Raw genomic sequence first — 21,267 nt, 5'->3', positions numbered from 1 at the left:
AAAGTAATTCAAAATAAGCGATACCTTGATGCGATTAATTTAAAAGTGTATTATCACATTATAAAGTGAATACAAGGAAGGAGCATAAAAATAATGAGTAAAATTATAGCTGTAGCATCTCAAAAAGGTGGGGTAGCAAAAAGCACAACTTGCAGGAACTTAGCAACGATCTTAGCAAAGGAGGGTTACAAGGTACTGGCAATCGATACGGATAACCAAGCTTCTATGACTGATTGCTTTGGCATTGTAAAACCTGAAACTTTGGATACGACACTGTACCATCTGATGATGGCTGTTATGAATGAAGATGATCTTCCGTCTAAAGAGAGCTACATACTAAATAGGGATGGCGTGGATGTTATTCCAAGTAGTATTGAAATGTCAGCTATTGAAATGAACTTGGTCAGTACAATGAGTCGGGAATATGTTCTAAAAACAATCACAGAACAGCTTAGATCAGATTATGACTACATCATTATGGATTCAGCCCCATCATTAGGTTTGATGACATTGAACGTTTTGGCTGCATGTGACAGCGTATTGATTCCGGCAACACCTGAGTACCTATCTGTAAAAGGTTTGGAGTTATTACTTCAAACAATTATGAAGATAAAGCGCAGAATTAATCCAAGCATTACTTTTGAAGGTATTCTGCTAACCATGTTTGATGAAAGAACCAATCTATCAAAGAACATGATAGAAATGGTGGATGAAGCTTATGGTGAACATATCAAAGTGTTTGATATTAGGATACCTAAGTCAGTAAAAGTAGGTGAAGCCAATCTTCAAAGTAAATGTATTGTGGATTATATGCCAACAAATAAAGCTGCTATTGCGTATCAGGAACTAGTAAAGGAGTTGATTAGTAATGGATAAAACAAAAATGAAAAAAGTTGAAACCTTTGCCTCAATATTTGGTGAAGATCACAGTGAAGTGCCATCTGAAAAACAAGATGGCACAACCTCTTTAAAGCTGGATGATCTTATTCCTTTTAGAAATCACCCATTCAAGCTTTATGAAGGGGACCGGTTTAATGACATGGTGGAGAGCATTAAAAACTACGGTGTGATTGTTCCTATTGTAGTAAGAAAAGTGGATGATAAGTATGAAATATTATCTGGCCATAACAGAGTTAATGCGGCTAAAGAAGCTGGATTAACTGAAGTTCCAACAGTTATTAAAGAAGGACTTACAGAAGAAGAAGCAACACTCATAGTCACTGAAACAAATTTAATGCAACGATCTTTTTCAGATTTAGCTTACTCAGAAAGAGCCACGGTTATTGCTACTAGACATACAGCCATGAAGAAACAAGGTGTAAGAAATGATCTGCTAGATGAAATTGAAAAGCTATCGAAAGCTCCTGATTTGTCAGCTGATTCAACTTTTCGCCCAATGGGCGAAAAGTTAAGGTCTGATCAAAATATTGGTGAAGAATACGGTATTTCTCCAAGAAATATATCAAGATACTTACGTATTAACGAATTAAGTGCTCCATTAAAAGACTTAGTCGATGAAGGTAAAATTGCTATGCGAGCAGGAGTTGATCTTTCCTATCTATCACAGGAAAATCAAGAGATGGTGGAAGCCATTATTTCTGAAAATACCTTTAAAGTGGATATGAAAAAAGCTGCTCTTTTAAGGAAACATGAGAAAGAAGGCAATCTTAATTGGAATACAGCCCAAAAGATTATCAGTGGTGATATGCTCAAAAGCACTGGTAAAGTGAAACCATTTAAGCTTGAACCAACAATCATTTCAAAGTATTTTAATCCAAATGAAGATAAGAAGGCTATTGAAAAAACAATTGAAAAGGCTCTTGATTTTTACTTTAGCCAGATGAAAAACCAATCACATGACATTGAGGAGGGGGAGGAGATGATTGAGTAGACTGACAGAAGTCGAGGAAATTTATGACTACATCTTGAAAGAAATCATGCAAGATGAGCAGGCCTGGAAAGACTTTCTAACCTTTCATGCAAGAATCTATAAGCACAGTTTTAATAACGCTGTCCTCATATATGCCCAAAGACCTGAAGCTACATTAGTTGCTGATATGGAAATTTGGAACCGTCGTATCGGCAGATGGATTAACAGGGGCGCTAAGAGTATTGCAGTCTTTGATGATCAAAGTGCTTATTTAAAACTAAAATACCTGTTTGATATTGAAGATACCCATGGTCAGCCACATACTATTCCAACAGTGTGGCAACTAAATGAAGAATTAGAATCACAACTATTAGAAAATCTTAAAGCAAATACTCTGTCCGAATGGATTGCAAGGCAGATCCATGAATCGGTCCTTGCATATGCCTTAGATATCCAACAAGGCCTTGAAAAAGAAATGGCTAAGACCAAATTATCGGGACTGCCCATTGAAGGTGTTACAAGGCAGTTTATGCAGTCTCTAATGGATAGTGTAGAATACATGACAGCCATTCGCTCAGGTATTGAAGAGCCTAAGCTAAGTAATTCAAACCCATTTAGTACATTAATTGATTTTGATTCAAAAGCATTAACTCTAAGATTAGGCTATCTGACAAGTACCATTTCAGAGCAAATTTTAAGAGAAATTGAAAGAGAAATTAAGAACATCAAAGAAGAAAAAAGGAGCGTGAATGTTAATGAAACCAATGGAACTCAGTTATCAGGAAGTACAAGGGATTTATCATCCTCAGATTCAAGTATCGAGGGAGGAAAGCTACGACAAGAAGCCGCTAGGGAAGTACGGGCAGATGGCGTTGAATTATCTGAAAGAGGAACACATCAATCGGTACAATTATCTAGTGACCGAAGGGACGCTGCTTCCACTGATGCATCAAGTGAACGAGGAAGCGTGGGAGAGGATGGAGAAACTTCAAGGCCAGATGCTGCAAAAAGAACCCATTCAGGACCCGACCAACACTTATCAGACTTATCGTCACAGAGAGATGATCAGAACGAGAGCGGAGGAGATCGCTCTTCAGGAAATCATCTTCAAGGAGAGATAGCAAAAGATTTAGAGCTGCCAGAGCGTAGCTCTTTTTTAATGGAACTAACAGATGATGAACTTATTGAAAAGGTACTACTAAGAGGTTCTGGCTTTGAAGGTGGGAAACAGCGGATTGTAGATTTCTTCTCAGAAGAACATACTGCAAAAGAAAAAGCAGACTTTCTAAAAAATGAATATGGAACTGGCGGTAGCTCTGTTACATTCTCTGATGATCTAAGCGGTTTTGAAAATCACGACAGTAAAGGGATTACCATTGATCTTTATAAAACCGATAAAAAAATTTATTTGTCTTGGGCTAAAGTTGCTACCGGTATTGATGCCTTAATTGATAGCGGTAGATATTTTGAACCACGTTATAAAAATGATAATCCACCAACAAGAAAGACAGTGTATCAACCAACATTATTTGACTTAGGTTACGCTGAAAATGACACTAGGCATGAGAATTATAAAAAGCTAATGAAGATTGCCCCAGGTATCTTAAATGGACGTTATAGCTATATGAAGCTAAAAGCACCTGGCTTTATGGACCTTGTCATTGAAAAGCTATATGAGAATAGAATATCTCTATCCCATTATTACGAGCAAAATGGAGATTTAATGAGTGATCCGGATATGGAACTCATAGTCAATCAAAAGCAAAAAACATTAACAGCAGCCACCTTTCAGCAAGATAATATGGCAATCTATCATGAAGCGTATCAGGGTGATGAATTAATTAATCCTGATTTAGAAGATGAGTTAAATGATTTTCTCAATGATTGGTTATCGAATATTGCTAGGCAAGGTCACATTGTTTATAAGGCTTATTATTCAGAAGATATAGACGAGTCAAACGTAGAAACAACATTTGATGATAACGGTCATGAAATCATTATTGAAGCATCTTCAGAAACAGATGATTTATTGGACTTAGAAGATGAGGATCTCCATGAATATCCTTTAGAAGTAGGTATGGAAGTGGATATTGAGGGAAGGAAATTTCAGATTGAATCCATTGACTATGGCAACAATGTTGTATCTCTTATGGATTTAACTTTTGCAGGGCAAACGGGTTATCCAATTTTCAGAAAAGAAAGTGTTGATTTTGTTTTAGATTTTCTGCCTGATATGAAACCACTGACTGAAGAAGAAAAGTGGGGCATTGTATCCATTGGTCCAGTTAAAGATGAAAAGAAAAAGGAGGAACAATCTACAAAAATCAATTATCAATTTTCACCTGAAGATGAGATTGGTATTGGTGGATTAAAAACAAAATTCAGAGCCAATGTTGAAGCCATTAAAACGTTAAAAGTTATTGAGGCAGAAAATCGAATGGCAACAGATAAAGAACAATCCATTTTAGCCAGGTATGTAGGTTGGGGTGGTATGCCTGGGGCTTTTGATATAGGGGCAAGTGGCTGGAGTAATGAGTATGCTGAATTAAAGAAGCTCTTGTCGCAAGAAGAATACGATAGTGCAAAAGCGTCAACACCTAATGCCCACTATACATCTTCTGTCGTTATTCAAAGCATTTATCAGGCACTTGATCAGTTTGGTTTTAAAAAGGGGAACATCTTGGAACCTTCTTTAGGCGTTGGTAATTTCTTTTCCCACCTTTCTGACTCTATGAACAAGTCAAAACTCTTTGGTGTTGAACTGGATGATGTATCCGGACGTATTGCAAGACAGCTCTATCAGAATGCACAGATTCAAATTAAAGGCTATGAAGAAACACAGTTTGAAGATAACTTTTTTGATGTAGCTATTGGCAATGTACCTTTTGGGAATTACAAAGTATATGACAGACTTTATGATAAGCATAGCTTTATGATCCATGATTATTTCTTTGCTAAAACACTAGATAAAGTACGTCCTGGTGGTATCATCGCCTTTGTTACCAGTAAGGGAACCATGGACAAAAAAGATCAAGCTGTCAGAAAATATATTGCTGAAAGAGCAGAGCTTATAGGTGCAATACGATTACCCAATACAGCATTTAAGGAAAATGCCAATACCGATGTAACAGCAGATATTCTTTTTCTTAAAAAGAGAGAGCGTCGGTCGGTGGAAATACCAACTTGGCTATCAATATCAGAAAATGAAAATGGGGTCCCCGTCAATCAGTACTTCATTGACCATCCCCATATGATGCTTGGTGAAATGATATTTGATGAAAGGATGTTTGGTAGAGACAGTCGTTATACCACGTGTGTAAATACAGACAGTAACTTTAATCTAGAAGAAGCGCTATCAGAAGCTGTGTCTCATCTTGAAGCTGAAATTGGTTACTACGAGCAGGAAAAAAAAGAGGACAGCAATGACATACCTGCTGATCCTAAGTACAAGAACTACTGTTATGCCTTTATTGATGACAAACTTTATTACCGTGAAAATTCTATTATGAGACGAATGGATTATACCGGTAAAACCCTTGAACGAATTCAAGGCATGATGGCAGTTCGGGACATAACAAGAGAAATCATTACGCTTCAAACCGAAGGCTGCACGAAAGAATCACTTGAAAAGGCTCAAGACCAGTTAAATCAAATCTATGATGCATTTGTTAAAGACTATGATTATATTACTTCAAGACCCAATGCCAGTGCCTTTCGTGATGACAATGATTATCCACTTTTGTGTTCTCTAGAAGTGGAGGATGAAGATCATCATGTCACAAAGGCAGATATGTTTACCAAAAGAACCATTAAGCCATATGAATCCATAACGGATGTAGATTCTGCATTTGAAGCATTAACAGCATCCTTAAATGAAAAAGGTATTGTGGATATTCCATTTATGGCTGAGCTTTATGATGAAGAAGCAGAAGTCATCATTAAGGAACTTGAACACAACATTTATTTGAACCCTGAAAAGTATGATGAAAATGATGCTTTGAGAGGTTGGGAAACGGCTGATGAATACCTCTCTGGTGATGTAAGACAAAAGCTTAAATTTGCCAAAGTCTTTGCGGATATGAATCCGGAACTCTTCTCAAAGAATGTCCCGGCCCTAGAAAAAGTACAACCCATAGATCTTGAGGCTAGTGATATTGATGTAAGGTTAGGTACAACATGGATCGAATCAACAGATTATGAGCAGTTCATCTATGAGACCTTAAAAACGCCAAGATATTATCACAATACCGGTGGAAGAAATGAAATCAAAGTGCACTACAACAATTATAATGCAAGCTTTGGTGTTGAGAATAAAGGATTAGATGGCTATTCAGTTTCAGCCAAAGAAACCTATGGTACATCTAGAATGAATGCTTACTACATCATTGAAGACAGCTTAAACCTTAGAAATTCTACGGTGAAGGATCGCATTGAAGATGGTGACACAGTAAAATATGTCATCAACAAAAAAGAGACCATGCTAGCAAGAGAAAAACAATCGCTGCTAAAACAAGCCTTTAAAGAATGGCTATTTAAAGATCCAGAAAGACGTAAAAAGTATGTGAATTATTATAATCAGCACTATAACAATATCCGCCTGAGAGAATATGATGGCAGTTACTTAAAGTTCCCAGGCATGAATCCAGATATTAAATTAAGAGAACATCAAACAGCTGCCATTGCAAGAATTATATATGGTGGCAGTACACTTCTAGCTCATTCAGTAGGTGCAGGTAAGACTTTTGAAATGGTTGCTAGCTGTATGGAACAAAAGAGACTGGGACTGTTTAATAAAGCAGTGCTTGTTGTACCAAATCATTTAACACAGCATATCGGCAGTGAGTTCTTAAGGCTTTATCCATCGGCTAATATTCTAGTCACCACAAAGAAGGATTTTCAAAAATCAAATCGTAGACGTTTCGTTAGTCGTATTGCTACTGGTGCTTATGATGCTGTTATTATGGGCCACTCCCAGTTCGAGAAAATTCCTGTATCGAAAGAACGTCAGGAGGAAATGATTCATAGGCAGATCAATGATATCTCTGCTGCTATTGCTGAAGCAAAAAAGAGTAATGGTGAAAATTGGAGTATCAAGCAGATGGAAAAACTTAAGCTATCATTAACAGCTGAAATTAAACGACTTCATGATAGCCCTAAAGATGATGTCATTAACTTTGAAGAACTTGGAATTGATTGTGTCTATGTAGACGAAGCCCACTATTTTAAGAATTGTGCTGTGTTTTCAAAGATAAGAAATGTTGCAGGAATCTCAAATACGAGAAGTAAGAAATCCATGGATATGCTCATGAAAACCCAGTATATCCAAGAAATCAATCATGGTCGTGGGGTAATCTTTGCCACGGGAACCCCCATCAGTAACAGTATGTCCGAAATGTATGTGATGCAAAGGTATATTCAAAATAAGGAGCTTGAAGCAAGAGGTATCCATCACTTTGATGCATGGGCAGCACAGTTTGGAGAAGTTGTTTCAAGTCTTGAATTAGCACCTGAAGGAACGGGCTATCGCTATAAAAGCAGATTTGCAAAGTTCTCGAATTTGCCAGAGCTCATGACGATTTTTAAAAACATGGCAGATGTAAAAACAGCCGATATGCTTAAATTACCTATTCCAAAGTTAAAAGGTAATAAGCATAAGTTGATTTCAGCTGAGTCCAGTGATTTCACAAAAGAGATTATGGAAAGCTTTGTTGAAAGGGCAAGTGATATTCGAAATGGTATGGTTGATCCAAGGATTGATAACATGCTTAAAATAACCAACGAAGCAAGACTTCTAGGACTTGATCCGAGGCTTCTTTATGATGAAGCACCTAATGAACCGTATAGTAAAGTCAATCAGTGTATTGATAAAGTGTTTGAAGAATATCAGGAGAGTGATGCTTTTAAAGGAACACAAATCATATTTTGTGATGTAGGAACGCCTAATACTGATGGGCGTTTTTCTGTATACCCTTATATCAAGGAGGAATTGATCAAGAGAGGTATTCCAGAAAAAGAGGTTTGCTTTATACATGATGCCAATAGTGAAGCACAAAGAGAAACGCTATTTGCAGATATGCGAAGTGGTAATAAAAGAATTATCCTTGGTTCAACTGCCAAGATGGGTACTGGAACTAATATTCAAGACCGATTAATTGCCCTTCATCATTTAGACTGCCCATGGAGACCAAGTGATCTGGAGCAGCGAGAAGGAAGAATCTTAAGACAAGGTAATCAAAATGAAGCTGTAAACATTTATAAATACGTGACAAAATCAACATTTGACAGTTATTTGTGGCAAATTGTTGAGAATAAACAGCGCTTCATCAGTCAAATTATGACAAGCAAATCTGTTGCAAGAAATGCTGAGGACATTGATGAAACAGTACTATCTTTTGCAGAAGTTAAAGCTTTGGCAACAGGTAACCCTTTGATTAAAGAAAAGATGGATATTGATAATGAAGTTAGTCGTTTAAGTCTACTAAAATCTGAATATAACAGCAGAAGGTATGCTATGGAGGATAATTTCACCTACAAATATCCTAAACTGATTCAACAGGCAAAAAAACGACTTGAAGGATTGATTAAGGACATCAGTAGACGAGATATGAATAAGACAGAAGAGTTTCAAATCAATATTGATGGCAAATTCTTTGATGAAAGGGAAAAAGCTGGAACTTATCTTCAAGTGTTACTATCAAGGATTGAACCAGATAAAGAAGCTCATGTGGGTACATTTAATGGCTTTGATTTCTTAATCCAAAAGAACAATTTCTTTGGTCAGCATAGGATGATCCTTCATGCAGAGCAAAAGTATGAAGTTGAATTCGGAGATAGTCCCCACGGTAATATGGTTAGGCTTGAAAACCTTTTGGAAGGGCTTGAAAAGCGCATTGAAAAAACAGAAAGTCAGATTGATGAGTATGAAAGAAACATGACCCAGTCCAAGGAAGAGTGGGAGAAACCATTTATGTATGAGGAAGAGTTAGCACTGAAGCTAAAGCGGCAATTCGAGCTGAATGCTGAACTGGACATGGATAAAGGTGATGATGGTATGACAGTGAGTGAAGAAGATTTTAATGAAGAAGTAATCGTTGAAGATGACGAAGAAATGACAGTTTAGCAGGGGGCAACCCCTGCTTTTTAAATGGAAGGAGTTGAATTTAATGACTAGACAAATAATTCAAAATATCAAACAAGAAAACGTCATTGAGTTGATGTGTGAGGTGTTGGAGCTTTCGGAAAGCTCAGAAAAGAAAGTGACAAAAGCGGTAGATAAATTAGGCATACAGACATTCTTTACAAGTATTGATGCTTTGGATGTTGAAGAAGTTGAAAAAGACAGAATCAAGGCACTTAAAGAAGTGATTGAAGTTAAAGCAAAATCATTAGAAGCATTGGAAGGAGGGCAGTAATATGGCAACGAAAGCAAAATACTCAGATAGCTTTTTTCAAAGCTTAAATAAATTGACCGGTATTCCAATGAGTAAATTAAAAAATTATGCAAAAGAAAACAACCCTTTTAATATCTTAGAACATCCTGGTGTTGTTGAACCCAGTGACAAGCAACTTGAAAAAATAAATAAGCTAAATGAATTCATCGCTTCTTACAATGTTCTGAAGCTGGATCAGGAGAACGAAAAAATAACCTTTAAATCGCCTAATGATTCAGGGAAATACTTTGCATCTCTACTTGGAGGTGTTAAAGATAAGGAAAGATTCTTGGTTGCCTTTTTAGACAACAGCAACAGCATCATAGAGCTTAGAACAGTATCACAAGGAACTACCAATATGGCCGTTGTATACCCAAGAGAGATTCTAAAAATGGCTCTTGCAAATGATTGCAGTAGCATCATGCTATCGCACAATCATCCTGGGGGAAGTTTAAAAGCTTCTAGTGAAGATATTGCTTTAACACAACGGATTGTCGATATCTTTAGACCTTTAGATATTAAAGTATTAGATCATATTATTGTGGGTGGTTATAGCTTTAGCTCTATGGCTGAAAATGGCGTATTACCAAACGACAGAATGGATGTTGCAAATTATGAACCTATAAAATTATCAGCAGCTGAAGAAAATCAGGTTGAATATACTTCAGTGGATGAAGAAATCGAACTTTAGGAGGAATTATTGATGAATCAAAATAGAACAGAACAAATACGAGAAAATAACGCTGAAACCATTACATGGATACTTGGTGTAACAGGTGAAACAAAGGAAGTGATTAAAAGCTATATTATGGACCAGGGCATTAAAGCTTTTTTACTTCACCATAAACAACTTGAACTTGCCATAGAAGAACATGAAAAAATTGATGTATTAAAACGTGTGATTAAAACATTTGACGGAGATATTGAAACAATGAATTTTGGTGATATGGATGAGGGGTGTTAAGCTTTGAAACGATTTACTGAAGCAGAAATAAATGAAGCCAACAATATTAACCTGATTGCATATGCGGAGCAGTTAGGTCTAAATCTCAAGAAAGTGGGCAATTCCTATAAAGTCAAAGATTATGGCGGACTTTATATCGATGCAACGGGTGCTAAATGGAACTGGTTTTCTAAAGATGCAGGTGGCGGTCCTATTCAATTTGTTATGGAAATGGAAGGTAAGAATTGGGTGGATGCAGTCTATACACTTCTGGGTACAGAAAAAAGTGATTTTACATCAAGACCTAAATCAATTGATGAGGTAAAAGGACCCTTTGTATTACCAGATAAAAATGATACCTATAAACATGTCATTGCCTATCTCATACAATCAAGAGGCATTGATAAAGATGTTGTTTATGATTTTATCAGCCAAGACAAGCTATATGAAAATACTCATAGGAGCTGTGTCTTTGTAGGCTATGATGATAATCATGAAGCCAAATACGCCAGTGTACGCAGTACCAATACTAGGGGGAATTCCTATCGGGGAGATGTAAAAAACTCTGATAAGGCATTTCCCTTTTCTTATGAGGGAAGCAGCACAACGGTATGTGTCTTTGAATCGCCCATTGATCTAATGAGCTATTTAACTTTGCTTCAATATCATGGAATTGAATCTTTTGAACATCATATGATTTCACTTGGAGGTGTAGCTGATCGAGCATTAGATTATTATTTGAAACTACATCCAGAGATGAATAGAATTATGCTCTGCCTCGACAATGACGAAGCAGGGCATTTTGCTTGCCAGCAGTTTAATGAGAAGTATCATGAAAATTACAAGCTTTTAAGACATAGTCCAACAGGTAAGGATTTTAATGAAGATCTATTAACCATAAAAAGTAATCTCCAGCAAAACCAAGTAAGAGAGCCCGAAGTAAGTTATGAAACGGAAAGAGATATAGAAGAAGAAATGGAGCTTTGAAAGGAGGAAGATAATGTATTTTATAAATGAAGATCATGCTTATAATTTTCAAAACATGATTCTAAAAGACAGAACTCATCCAAGTGATGTAGAGAGGATGGCGCTTTTTTATATCATTGGAGGGAACGAAGATTTATTTACAAAGTTTCGACACATCTATGACTTTAAGAATCATGAAATTAATCCTGATATTTTAACAAATGGTCAAGTGGATTTGTGTTCTAGTAGTAAGGCCTTAGTAAGACTTGCCTTCAATCTTTTTAATGGTTATGAAGATAAGTACACATCGCTAAGAGATTTGTTTTGTAATCTGGATCGAAAGAATTTCTTAGTTGCCAAAGGTGGAATTGATATGCGTTTTAATGGGGATATTGAAAATCAAACTTGTGGGGAAATGGATGAAGATATGGAAATTGAATTTATATGACTCACTATACATGGTATAATATGGATGATGAATAGAACATGTTTAGGATTCAATCCAATGATTACTACTGTCTATTTAATGATGATTAGTAAAACCATGACTCTGAATATCGAAATGAATGTAGAAAAAGGAGCTGATTTTATGAAAATTGTTATGTTTTATGTAGGCGTGATGGCAGGAGCTGTACTTCTGGAGCAGATGGTCAATGCAACTAATATCATGAGGGTAGAAGAAGTAGTTTAGGATTTTATCTGATATTAATATGTTAGAGTACACGGGAGGTTCGATTCCTCCCTGCTCCGCCAAATATGAGAATGGAGATGTATAAGATGCTGAGTTATCCAATTTCAGTTTTTATTGATACAAATGTTTTCGATGAATGTAAATATCATATGGAAGAGAAAAGTCCGCTACAGATATTAAAAAAATTTGCAGGTAATAATAAAGTGAGCCTGTATACGAGCAACATTGTTATGGGAGAAGCAAAAAGACACATTAGCAACAATGTGACTAGATCATATGAGCTTTTAAATAAGCAGATAAAAGAAATGAGAAAGCTTATATCCCCAAGTATTTTCAAAGAAACATCATTTGCTCAATGTTATCAAATACCAGAAAACATTGGTTTTGAAGAATTGGCAGTAGATAAGTTTGAGGAATATATAAAGGATTTACAGTTTACTATATTAGATAGTGCTGGCGTAGAGATTAATCAAATTATGGATGATTATTTTCAATTCAGACCACCATTTGAAAATAATGAAAAGAAGAAAAATGAATTTCCTGACGCGATTATGATAGCAAAGATAAAAAATGAGTTTTCAGTAGATAAACCGGTTTGGATAATCAGTGGTGATAAAGGCTTCAGAAAAGCGTTTGAAGGAATTCAAGGGTTTAGTTGTGTGGAAAAACTGAATGAGCTTTTTGATATGATAAATAAACAAGACGAGAAGAATATCTATGAAGCGATCAAAGCGCATTTATCCAATAGTCATAATCTGAACCATATTATAGGGATATTGAAAGAAAAAATAACAGATGGAAACTTTGAAATCGATGGTCAAGATTGTGACAGGAAAGGCGTTTGTGAGGGAAATGATTATGATGAGGCATTTGTTGATTTAATATCAAATATGCAAGTAAGATTTAGTTCAGTTGACGATGTTAATGAGGGTAACGTTACAATAACAATTGAATGTAAAGCGGATATTAGCGTATTTTGCTCTTATGATGATTATTCAAATTCAGCTTGGGACTCAGAAGAAAAAGAATATTTATATGTAGGACGTGGCGAGGTTTGTGAAGAGCATTCTGTTGAATTCGAAAGCATCATTAATTTTTCTGTAACATCAATTGCTGATGACATAGAATTCGCAATTGAAGAAATTGCATATGATCTGGAATTAAACCAGTTGACTCGAACCAATAGAGAGTTTATTGAAAATGATCCTAGAGCTGATGCCGAAGCAGAAAGAATGGAGGCTCTGGAAGAATACTATCGACATTAGTTGATAATGCTTCTTTTTCAATACCCCAAAGACCGAATAAGAAAGCTCTGCTTTCATGAGGGCAAGCTTCCACTTTGTTTAACAAAGTATGCTTGAATGTTGGGATGTATCCCAAACCCTCATTAAATTGAATGTAAAAGGAGAAATTTATGTCAAAAGAAACAGATTATTCAGGTAAGTTATATCAGAATGATAAACTTGAATTAAATCCTGATGAGATAAAAGATTTGATTGGGAAAACTGATTTAGACTTAAATCAATTAGCCTGTTATTTAAATAAGTATGGCAATAATGTAGATGAAAATGGAGAAAATAAGCCGGTTAGTTATAGAACGCTTATTAATTATATTGGAAGAATATGCGAACTTACTGAAGGTAAACTTTGTAGAGATGATTTTAAGTTTGGTAAATCATATAGAATTTCTCCTACAATACAGGGTTATTTATTATGTTTGTTTGATAGCGATTACTTTGACACTAGACAAAATGATCGCAAGGTCGACTACCGAACTAAGTCGTATAAGAATATTCTAAAAAATATAGAAAGTTACCTATTTGATAAGGATACAGCGATAGTTAAAAAATCGCTACTTTATGTAAATGTTTCATTAGAAAATGAATTAACAAAAAGATTTAATAATGAGTTGACATTATTAATACGCGAAATATTTCATTCAGATCCTATGATAAGATATCAGTTTATGGAACATTCTATTTATGAGATTTCAAGAATTAGAAAGTGGATCTCTAAAGAGCAAAGTATGATGTTTTCGTCAAAATTAGTTTATGGGCATGAAGTGAAAGAGATTGCAGATAATGAAAAGCTTAACGGTGATCTATATAAGAAGTTATTTCAAGCAAAAAGCCTTGAAGAATATCTAATTACATTATTAGTCTTTCGAGTTAGAGGAGAAAAGATTGATTTTGAGGAAGATGATTATTTTCTTTCTGATCCGGCTGCGTACGTTGCTTCTCAAATATACAATATAAATTATTTAGACGGTTCTGAGGTGGCTCAAAAAATGTCTAACATAGATAAGCATCTTTACGATGTGAAAAGACATAATGAGTTAATGGATAAAATGGTTCGTTTATTTGATAAATCAGATCCATATGAATCCTTAATCATGGATGCGATTGAAAAATTATCTAAAGTTTACAATGTAGCGCCGTATTTAGATGAAAAAGATACAGTTGGTACAAAAAAATTTATTGAAGATATTATCAAACACGATATGTGGGATTTACTTAATCAGTTTCTTCAGTTAGGTAGAGGCAATGTAAGCCAAGATGAGATTGATAGAATAAATAAATATCGCAACAGAGAATTAACTTTGAATGAAAAAAAGGTATTATACAATTCCTCAGTTTTTGCTGATGAAAAATAGCAAAGCGTATCTTTCATTAGAGAATGTGTCATAAGAAGTGTTATTCTTTTCATAGGTAAACCAACAATTTGAAAGGAGTAATATGATGAATAATATCTATATGAAAATTGCAGGATATCCTCGATGGGGACAAATTTTAGGTGTGATTGCAAAATTAAGATGGTTTGAAGAAAACAATTATCTTGTGGGATTTTGTTATAATAATGGATATGATTATGATGAAATCAAAATGTTTTTAAATGTATCACAAAGTATTATAAACGGTGATTCAAGTTTATATGCTGATTTAAAACGTGAACAATCAGCAATCAAGAAAAACTGCAAATTTGATGAAGAGGAAATTGATTTGTTAGAATCAGTGTTAACTTAATTAAAATGTAGTATATCTCAAACTTAGAAAGAAGGTGAAACCATCAACAAAACAAAATTTATCGGTTTTCGAGTCACAGAAGCCGAATACAACAAAATAAAAAGGAAAGCCGAAAAATCTAAGCTTTCAATTAGTAAATACGTCTCCTTGTCCGCACTGGACAAGGAGATTATTTTTTTTGATGACATTAAAGAAATGAATCATCAATTATCTAAAATTGGCAACAACTTAAACCAGTTGACCGTATTAGCTCATCAAGGAAAAATTAAGGAAGTTAATCTAACGAAGGTCACAGAGGCATTTACCGGTTTGTGGGATGAGTTATGCAAATTAGTGAAAGGGAAGAGGTGATAACAAGTGAAATATCATATTTATCGTTATGGGAATGGCTGTGAGTGGAAAGACAATCTCCAGGAAGCAGCCGATTATTTTAATCAATTGCCGACAGATGGGAAGTATACAACCATAGGTATTACTGAGGGTTCTTATGCAGTAGATGTTGTAATTAAGGGACAGTACGCTAAAGGTCAAGACTTTCTTCTATCTCAAGACATCAGGCAATCAAGACTTTTTAATGAGAATCCAGATAAGATGATTAAAGCATTATCAGATCTATATGATGCAGTAGGGGTCAAATCTGATTTTAGTAAAAATATGCTTGAAGACTTAAAGGATTTAGCCAATGAATCGGATTATGACTTAGATGAGATATAGTGCTTATGGCTGTTATTGAATTCATTAACGGAAAAAATAGCACGTTATCTGCCCTTGAAAGAGTTCTAAAATACATCATGAATCCTGCAAAAACAGAAGTCGGTCTTATAGGAGGTTATAACTGTGTTGCTGACAAAGCTTATAACGAGTACTACATGACAAAAGCTGAATATAGCAAACTAAATGGTAGGCAATATATTCATTTTACTCAGAGCTTTGCACCCTACGATAAAGTGACACCTGAAATGGTTAAGCAAATTGCCGATGAGCTTGTACAGATGGAGCAGTTTAAAGGTTTTCAAATTGCCTATGCAGTTCATACAGATAGAGATCATCTTCACACCCATTTTGTTGTAAACACTGTTAATAAGGAAACAGGCATGAAGTGGAAACAAAGTGCAGAACAACTTCAAATGATGAAAGACTATTCTGATGAAATTTGCAAAAAATATGGATTAATTATTACTCAAGGCAAATCAGGCAACCATGTCAATCGGGGCGAATACCGTTCTAAAGAAAAAGGTCATAGTTGGAAGTATGAACTCTATTTAGCTGTGAAAAAAGTTAAATGGATTGCCAGAAGCAAAGAAGATTTTATAGCCAATATGAAAACATTGGGATATCAAGTAGATTGGAGAGATACTAGAAAATATATTACTTTTACAAATGGGGAGGGCAAAAAATGCAGAAATAGAAAGCTCTATCCGCCAGAGCATTTTACGAAGGAAGCACTGTTGAAAGCTTTTGAATTAAATAGCCAGAGGATGGATGCTAAGCTTTCTCGAAATAAAATGGAAATGCTTTTATCGGCAGTACAACTTGTCAAAATGGATGATCCATTAGAGACCGGTAAGAACTATCCATTATCAACACTAGAAGGGGAAGCATTAAAAGAAAAAATTGAAGAATCAAAGAAAGGCAAAGGGCTCAACTGGGACAAAGAAAGTGAAAACAGTATGTAAAAGAAAGGTGGACGATTGAATGACAAAATTAATGGAACTCTATAATCAATTAAAACCATTGCAGGCAGATGGATTAAGAGAGGGATATCGTAAAATTCTAGAACATAATGGATACGTTCTAGCTATGGGAAAAATGCAAGAAGGTTTTGAATTTGTGACTTGGTCATATACCTATGATGGTAGCTCTGTTACATTGGGGCATTATTTTACAGGTCTTGAAGCTGCAAATGAAGATTTTGCTAAACGAGCAGGGCTTATTAATGCTAATCGGATGTTTGGAGAAACAGACTTAAAATTAATCCATTCAAGCCTAGTGAATTATGTGGGTCTTAATGGCAACTTAAATTATAAGGATGAAAAAGCCATTGGGTCTATTCTTGAAAAAATAGAATTGATTGTTCCAGAGATTCTTCGACATGATAAACTAGAAGATCTTGAAAGGGTTTCAGATGATGGGATAGAACTGTGAGGTAATCTAAAAAATGAAGTATAAACAACTGAAGCTGATAATATCAGCACTAATATTTCTTGTAGGTTTATGGATGAACATTTATTTTTCCACGAACCTACATTTTTTATTGTCAGGAAAAATGAAGGTGCTCACCTTTGTTCCAATAAAATCATGTTTTGAAAGTATAGCGGTAAGTGGTCAACATTTGTCGCTATTTCTTTATTTACAAGGCTTTATCTTTCTGTGCTCTATTTATTTCTATCTGGCAAATATGAAACCCTATCAATCAGATTTAGAGGCCATTACACCGGATATATCAACGCCGGTTAGAGCAGGACAAATGCAATTTGGATCAGCTAGATGGCTCACAGAAGAAGAAAAGAACAAAGGCTTTAAATCTATAAAACTTAGGAAAAACGAATTGAAAATATTAATGGAGAGGATCAGGCAGGATGAAGAAAAAGAACACTATTCAAAAAAAGAAAACTTACCCCAAGGAGAAACCCTTCAAAGACTATCAGAAAGAAGTAATGAAAAGTCAAATAAAAAAGACTTGCCAGAAACCGATACGCAGGAGTATCCGTTACCCAAGCTAAACCAAGGCGGTATCGTTGTTGGATTTCATCAAGAAGGTGATACAGAAAAGATATTTTACATTGATGAAGATACCCATAGTCTCTGCATTGGTGCAACACGATCAGGGAAAACAAGGTCTGTCGTGCTTCAATCTGTTGGACTACTGGGGCTTTCTGCTGAAAGTTTAGTTATTAGTGACCCAAAAGGTGAAATCTTCACTTACACTTATCCCTATTTTGAAGCTCTTGGTTATGAGGTGATTTGCATTGACTTTAAAAATCCACTAAAGAGTGATCGGTATAACTTCCTTCAACCAGTCATCGATGCCATTGATGAAAATAATATTCCTAAAGCAGTGGATGCCACATGGGACTTAACAGCTGCCCTTGTACCAGAGAATAGCCATAATGAAAAAATATGGACCAACGGTGAAGCCAGCATCATTGCCAGTGCCATTATGGCAGTCGTTTATGACAATCGTAATGGTAAAGATAGAAGATATCAAAACATGAGTAATGTCTATTTCTTCATAAGCGAAATGTGCAAAGTAGTGGATGGGGCAATGCCTATTATCAAATACATGAAGAACATGCCAGCTCATCATCCAGCAAAAGCCTTACTTGCCATAAGTGAAGTTGCTCCAAGTAAAACTAGAGGCTCATTTTATACTTCAGCACTGACAACATTAAGGCTCTTTACAAACCCACTCATACATTCTATGTCAGAGGCCAGTGACTTTGACTTAAGGAAAATGGGAACAGACAAGCAGGTACTGTTTATTGTGCTTCCTGATGAAAAGACGACCTATTACAGTTTAGCCAGTCTCTTTGTCAATCAATGCTATATGCAATTGGTTAAAAATGCTGATGAGAGAGGCGGACGTTTAAATAGACGAGTCAATTTCATGCTAGAAGAGTTCGGTAACTTTGTGAAGATTCCCGACTTTGCTAATAAGCTGACCGTTGGTGGTGGTAGAGGCATTCGCTTTAATTTATTTCTTCAAAGCCTCATGCAACTGGATGAGAAGTATGGCAAAGAAGTCGCTGGCACTATTAAATCTAACTGTGAAACATGGCTTTATCTTCAGGCGGATGATTTATCTACTTTGGATGAAATATCAAAGAAACTAGGGAATTACACCGTATCCACTTACTCTTTAAGCTCATCTCATGGTAAGTATTCTAATCCGTCAAGTTCCCATAGCATTAATCTGACCCACCGATCCTTATTAACGGTGGATGAAATCAGACGAATCAATAGACCTTATACATTAATCACTTCGAGAAATCACCCGGCAATGATGCAATTGCCTGATTTATCGGAGTGGTTTTTTAATACCCTCTTTGGACTTGGAGACAAAGAACACAACAGAAAGGTGCGTGAATTAAGAGAAAGAAAACGAAATCAAAGAAAAGCTTCTAATTCCATTGATACATGGAACATTTGGGAGTATTACACCCAAGAAGAAAAATCGAATTTTGTTTATATGCGAAATATGAAAGGCGGTGAACAAGGTGAATCTTAAACCACTAAAAGTGAAAGCAGGATGTCTTTTAAAGACGGTCATTGGAACACTAGGCGTAATTATGATGTCATCAGTTCCGGTGATGGCTGATACTGTGCAAGACAGTCAAATAGTCAAAGGGACTGAAAAACTGATTCAAGATGTAACGACATGGCTTATGGTTTTAGCACCGATTGTTGGTGTTTTGCTGATTATTTATTTCTTCATCAGAAGAAGTGCAGCAGATGAAATTGATCAGAAGAAATGGAACAACCGTATTGTTACGGTGATTGTTTCAGTTATAGGAGCAGTTCTAGCTTCAGCAACACTTAATCTGATTATTGGTTACTACGTTTAATCATGGGCAAGTCCCGATTAAAAATAAAAAACATATTTAAATTTACGGAGGTAATGAAATGAAAAAGTTAATGAACAAAGCACAAATGGAAATGGTAAAAGTAATGATTAAGGGAAGAGCAATTCTTTCAGGAAATAGCGGTGAAGGAATGGTTGATTCAGCGGTTAAGATTTTGATATCAATTGTCATTGGAGCCTTGCTGTTAGCAGGTTTGTATGCTCTTTTTGGTGATGTAATTTTGCCAACTCTAAGACAACGTATTCAGGACATGTTCAATTTCAGTGGTGGCGTTAGCTAATTGTATGGAAATCACAAAATAAAGTAATAGGGGCTTTTTAGCCCCTGAAATCTTTATCAAAGAAGGAGGTGCACATTAATGGAATACGTCATCATGCTATTAATTGGTGCCATATTAACTGGCTGCTTAGCATATGTAAACACACTCTTAGATGGTCTTGTTCCAATTGCCCTTCATGCCGAAGACTATATGGACACACTTCTTGGAACCAGTGGGATAAGTGGCATATTTGATATTTTCTTTTCCTTTGGTGTTTCTCTAATTGTCTTGAAGTTTCTAAAGAAAGGTTTTGAGAGATACATTTTATGGACAGAGGGTGATGCAGAGATTGAACCCATTATGCTTCTTACAGGTTTCTTTAAATCCCTTGCTATAGCTATAAGTTTTCCTACTTTATATGGATGGTTGGCTGAAATTGTTGAAGATTTAAGCAGTCAACTAATCACCACAATCTCCAATGATATGGCAACGGATTTCAGTAGTGTTATTACTGGTATTACGAGCGCAGGGATATTTACAGGTATTGTGTCCATCATCTTTTTCATCTGTTTCTTCATGCTGTATATCCAGTTTCTAACAAGAGGACTTGAAATTTTAATTCTTAGAATAGGTTTACCTTTGGCTTGTGTGGGGTTGATGGATCAAGATAATGGTGTATTTAGAACCTACATTCAAAAGTTCTTTCAAAGTACAGCGGCAGTGTTGGTACAGATTGTACTTGCCAAACTGGGGGTTGCCTTAATGCTCAATGCCCATGTGTTTTGGGGCTTAGCAGCTCTTTTGTTAGCCTTAAGGACACCGAAGTTCTTACAGGAATTCTTGATTGTTTCAAGTGGAAATGGCGGCGGTGGCATGATGAATAGAGTCTATTCAACTGCTCGAATCTATCAAATGGGAAAAGCGGTATTTAAAAAATAGAAGGGTGGTAAGGCAGTGGATCTATTAAAAGAAATGGCTGATGCCTTCATCCTTTTAATTCGTGTTGGAGCAGTTTTAAGAGTTGTACACTGCTTTATCCATATAGGGATTGATGAAGAACAAGGTTCTAGCTATAAAAAGAGGATGAAAAATACAGTAGTCTTTTATGTCTTAGCAGAGAGCATATGGCAGATAAAAGATTTAGTCATGAGTTATTACATGTGATGGAGGTGCTTATGGAAGAAAGAAAAAAGAATCCCTTGTATATTCCTCAAGGATTGAAAACAAGGGTTGAGATTTTTGATGGATTCGGTAAAGAAGAGTTATTCAAGACCATTATTGTGACCATAGTTATTGGTATGCTTGATATTCTATATTACTTGATATTTAAGAATACGGTTGTGAGCATAGTCGCTATTCTTGTGGCAATTGCAGGCAGTGTCATGATGTTGACAAAAGACCGATCCAACATATCGGTTGTAGATCAGGTAGGGTTTATGATTCGTTTTACCAGGTCGCAAAAATTTTATCCTTATAAGTATCAAGATGAATGGAGGTAGCCT

The 21,267-nt window shown here is 35.7% G+C and carries 21 protein-coding genes and 1 tRNA gene; all 22 read left to right on the top strand.

Translation table 11 applies throughout. The features are described 5' to 3' along the window. Positions 1–93 precede the first annotated feature (93 nt). The 22 genes from F8154_RS04335 (at position 94) to F8154_RS04225 (ending at position 21,264) form a co-directional block, all read left to right on the top strand. Complete coding sequence (locus tag F8154_RS04335; protein ID WP_151860368.1) at positions 94–876, top strand: ParA family protein; 783 nt, start codon at positions 94–96, stop codon at positions 874–876. After that, entirely contained in the window at positions 869–1,891 is a 1,023-nt protein-coding gene (locus F8154_RS04330) for a ParB N-terminal domain-containing protein (RefSeq protein WP_243141160.1), read from the top strand. Before F8154_RS04335 ends, F8154_RS04330 begins: the two co-directional genes overlap by 8 nt. After that, positions 1,884–8,990, top strand: a complete 7,107-nt coding sequence (locus F8154_RS04320; protein ID WP_243141159.1) for a DUF6908 domain-containing protein — start codon at positions 1,884–1,886, stop codon at positions 8,988–8,990. The genes F8154_RS04330 and F8154_RS04320 overlap by 8 nt, the downstream gene beginning before the upstream one ends. Before the next feature lie 43 nt (positions 8,991–9,033). Further along, positions 9,034–9,282, top strand: a complete 249-nt coding sequence (locus F8154_RS04315; RefSeq protein ID WP_151860365.1) for a hypothetical protein — start codon at positions 9,034–9,036, stop codon at positions 9,280–9,282. Position 9,283: 1 nt separating this feature from the next. After that, complete coding sequence (locus F8154_RS04310; protein WP_151860364.1) at positions 9,284–9,991, top strand: JAB domain-containing protein; 708 nt, start codon at positions 9,284–9,286, stop codon at positions 9,989–9,991. Between the two features lie 12 nt (positions 9,992–10,003). Next, the gene (locus F8154_RS04305; RefSeq protein ID WP_151860363.1) at positions 10,004–10,264 is read left to right on the top strand and encodes a hypothetical protein; all 261 of its coding nucleotides are present in this window, start codon (positions 10,004–10,006) and stop codon (positions 10,262–10,264) included. Positions 10,265–10,267: 3 nt separating this feature from the next. Beyond that, positions 10,268–11,230, top strand: coding sequence for a DUF3991 and toprim domain-containing protein (locus F8154_RS04300; protein WP_151860362.1), 963 nt, complete (start codon positions 10,268–10,270; stop codon positions 11,228–11,230). 13 nt (positions 11,231–11,243) lie between these two features. Further along, positions 11,244–11,657 (top strand): DUF6075 family protein, encoded by a 414-nt coding sequence (locus F8154_RS04295; protein WP_151860361.1) that lies wholly within the window; start codon positions 11,244–11,246, stop codon positions 11,655–11,657. Between the two features lie 177 nt (positions 11,658–11,834). Next, positions 11,835–11,962, top strand: a tRNA-OTHER gene (locus F8154_RS04290). A gap of 24 nt (positions 11,963–11,986) precedes the next feature. Next, positions 11,987–13,165: a PIN domain-containing protein gene (locus tag F8154_RS04285; RefSeq protein WP_151860360.1), complete on the top strand. Its 1,179-nt coding sequence runs from the start codon at positions 11,987–11,989 to the stop codon at positions 13,163–13,165. A 149-nt stretch (positions 13,166–13,314) separates the two neighbouring features. Next, on the top strand, positions 13,315–14,553 hold the full coding sequence (locus tag F8154_RS04280; RefSeq protein WP_151860359.1) for a hypothetical protein: 1,239 nt from the start codon (positions 13,315–13,317) through the stop codon (positions 14,551–14,553). 85 nt (positions 14,554–14,638) lie between these two features. Beyond that, on the top strand, positions 14,639–14,923 hold the full coding sequence (locus F8154_RS04275) for a hypothetical protein (protein WP_151860358.1): 285 nt from the start codon (positions 14,639–14,641) through the stop codon (positions 14,921–14,923). 42 nt (positions 14,924–14,965) lie between these two features. Further along, on the top strand, positions 14,966–15,274 hold the full coding sequence (locus tag F8154_RS15655) for a MobC family plasmid mobilization relaxosome protein (protein ID WP_151860398.1): 309 nt from the start codon (positions 14,966–14,968) through the stop codon (positions 15,272–15,274). A 6-nt stretch (positions 15,275–15,280) separates the two neighbouring features. Further along, on the top strand, positions 15,281–15,637 hold the full coding sequence (locus F8154_RS04265; protein WP_151860357.1) for a hypothetical protein: 357 nt from the start codon (positions 15,281–15,283) through the stop codon (positions 15,635–15,637). Positions 15,638–15,642: 5 nt separating this feature from the next. After that, positions 15,643–16,599 carry a relaxase/mobilization nuclease domain-containing protein gene (locus F8154_RS04260; protein ID WP_151860356.1) on the top strand — a complete coding sequence of 319 codons (957 nt, stop codon included), beginning with the start codon at positions 15,643–15,645 and terminating at the stop codon, positions 16,597–16,599. A gap of 19 nt (positions 16,600–16,618) precedes the next feature. Then, positions 16,619–17,068, top strand: coding sequence for a hypothetical protein (locus F8154_RS04255; protein ID WP_151860355.1), 450 nt, complete (start codon positions 16,619–16,621; stop codon positions 17,066–17,068). A gap of 13 nt (positions 17,069–17,081) precedes the next feature. Further along, complete coding sequence (locus tag F8154_RS04250) at positions 17,082–19,151, top strand: VirD4-like conjugal transfer protein, CD1115 family (protein ID WP_151860354.1); 2,070 nt, start codon at positions 17,082–17,084, stop codon at positions 19,149–19,151. Then, positions 19,141–19,488: an Mbov_0395 family pilin-like conjugal transfer protein gene (locus tag F8154_RS04245; protein ID WP_151860353.1), complete on the top strand. Its 348-nt coding sequence runs from the start codon at positions 19,141–19,143 to the stop codon at positions 19,486–19,488. Before F8154_RS04250 ends, F8154_RS04245 begins: the two co-directional genes overlap by 11 nt. A 58-nt stretch (positions 19,489–19,546) precedes the next feature. Beyond that, positions 19,547–19,786, top strand: a complete 240-nt coding sequence (locus F8154_RS04240; RefSeq protein WP_151860352.1) for a DUF6133 family protein — start codon at positions 19,547–19,549, stop codon at positions 19,784–19,786. Between the two features lie 78 nt (positions 19,787–19,864). Then, on the top strand, positions 19,865–20,704 hold the full coding sequence (locus F8154_RS04235) for a conjugal transfer protein TrbL family protein (protein WP_151860351.1): 840 nt from the start codon (positions 19,865–19,867) through the stop codon (positions 20,702–20,704). 15 nt (positions 20,705–20,719) lie between these two features. Beyond that, on the top strand, positions 20,720–20,929 hold the full coding sequence (locus F8154_RS04230; RefSeq protein ID WP_151860350.1) for a mercury transporter: 210 nt from the start codon (positions 20,720–20,722) through the stop codon (positions 20,927–20,929). Further along, on the top strand, positions 20,890–21,264 hold the full coding sequence (locus tag F8154_RS04225) for a hypothetical protein (RefSeq protein ID WP_330577788.1): 375 nt from the start codon (positions 20,890–20,892) through the stop codon (positions 21,262–21,264). The genes F8154_RS04230 and F8154_RS04225 overlap by 40 nt, the downstream gene beginning before the upstream one ends. Positions 21,265–21,267: the final 3 nt, after the last annotated feature.

This window comes from Alkaliphilus pronyensis (genome assembly GCF_009017275.1).
GTDB classification, from domain to species: Bacteria; Bacillota; Clostridia; order Peptostreptococcales; family Natronincolaceae; genus Alkaliphilus_C; species Alkaliphilus_C pronyensis.
The sequence above is the reverse complement of the archived record's forward strand: the minus strand, read 5'-3'. Positions and strand labels throughout refer to the sequence as shown.

Coding starts and splice junctions, on each gene's coding strand:
- F8154_RS04225 (WP_330577788.1), top strand. CDS start 20,890: ATGGCAGATAAAAGATTTAGTCATGAGTTATTACATGTGATGGAGGTG.
- F8154_RS04255 (WP_151860355.1), top strand. CDS start 16,619: ATGACAAAATTAATGGAACTCTATAATCAATTAAAACCATTGCAGGCA.
- F8154_RS04305 (WP_151860363.1), top strand. CDS start 10,004: ATGAATCAAAATAGAACAGAACAAATACGAGAAAATAACGCTGAAACC.
- F8154_RS04295 (WP_151860361.1), top strand. CDS start 11,244: ATGTATTTTATAAATGAAGATCATGCTTATAATTTTCAAAACATGATT.
- F8154_RS04315 (WP_151860365.1), top strand. CDS start 9,034: ATGACTAGACAAATAATTCAAAATATCAAACAAGAAAACGTCATTGAG.
- F8154_RS04235 (WP_151860351.1), top strand. CDS start 19,865: ATGGAATACGTCATCATGCTATTAATTGGTGCCATATTAACTGGCTGC.
- F8154_RS04275 (WP_151860358.1), top strand. CDS start 14,639: ATGAATAATATCTATATGAAAATTGCAGGATATCCTCGATGGGGACAA.
- F8154_RS04310 (WP_151860364.1), top strand. CDS start 9,284: ATGGCAACGAAAGCAAAATACTCAGATAGCTTTTTTCAAAGCTTAAAT.
- F8154_RS04280 (WP_151860359.1), top strand. CDS start 13,315: ATGTCAAAAGAAACAGATTATTCAGGTAAGTTATATCAGAATGATAAA.
- F8154_RS04335 (WP_151860368.1), top strand. CDS start 94: ATGAGTAAAATTATAGCTGTAGCATCTCAAAAAGGTGGGGTAGCAAAA.
- F8154_RS04260 (WP_151860356.1), top strand. CDS start 15,643: ATGGCTGTTATTGAATTCATTAACGGAAAAAATAGCACGTTATCTGCC.
- F8154_RS04240 (WP_151860352.1), top strand. CDS start 19,547: ATGAAAAAGTTAATGAACAAAGCACAAATGGAAATGGTAAAAGTAATG.
- F8154_RS04285 (WP_151860360.1), top strand. CDS start 11,987: ATGCTGAGTTATCCAATTTCAGTTTTTATTGATACAAATGTTTTCGAT.
- F8154_RS04330 (WP_243141160.1), top strand. CDS start 869: ATGGATAAAACAAAAATGAAAAAAGTTGAAACCTTTGCCTCAATATTT.
- F8154_RS04250 (WP_151860354.1), top strand. CDS start 17,082: ATGAAGTATAAACAACTGAAGCTGATAATATCAGCACTAATATTTCTT.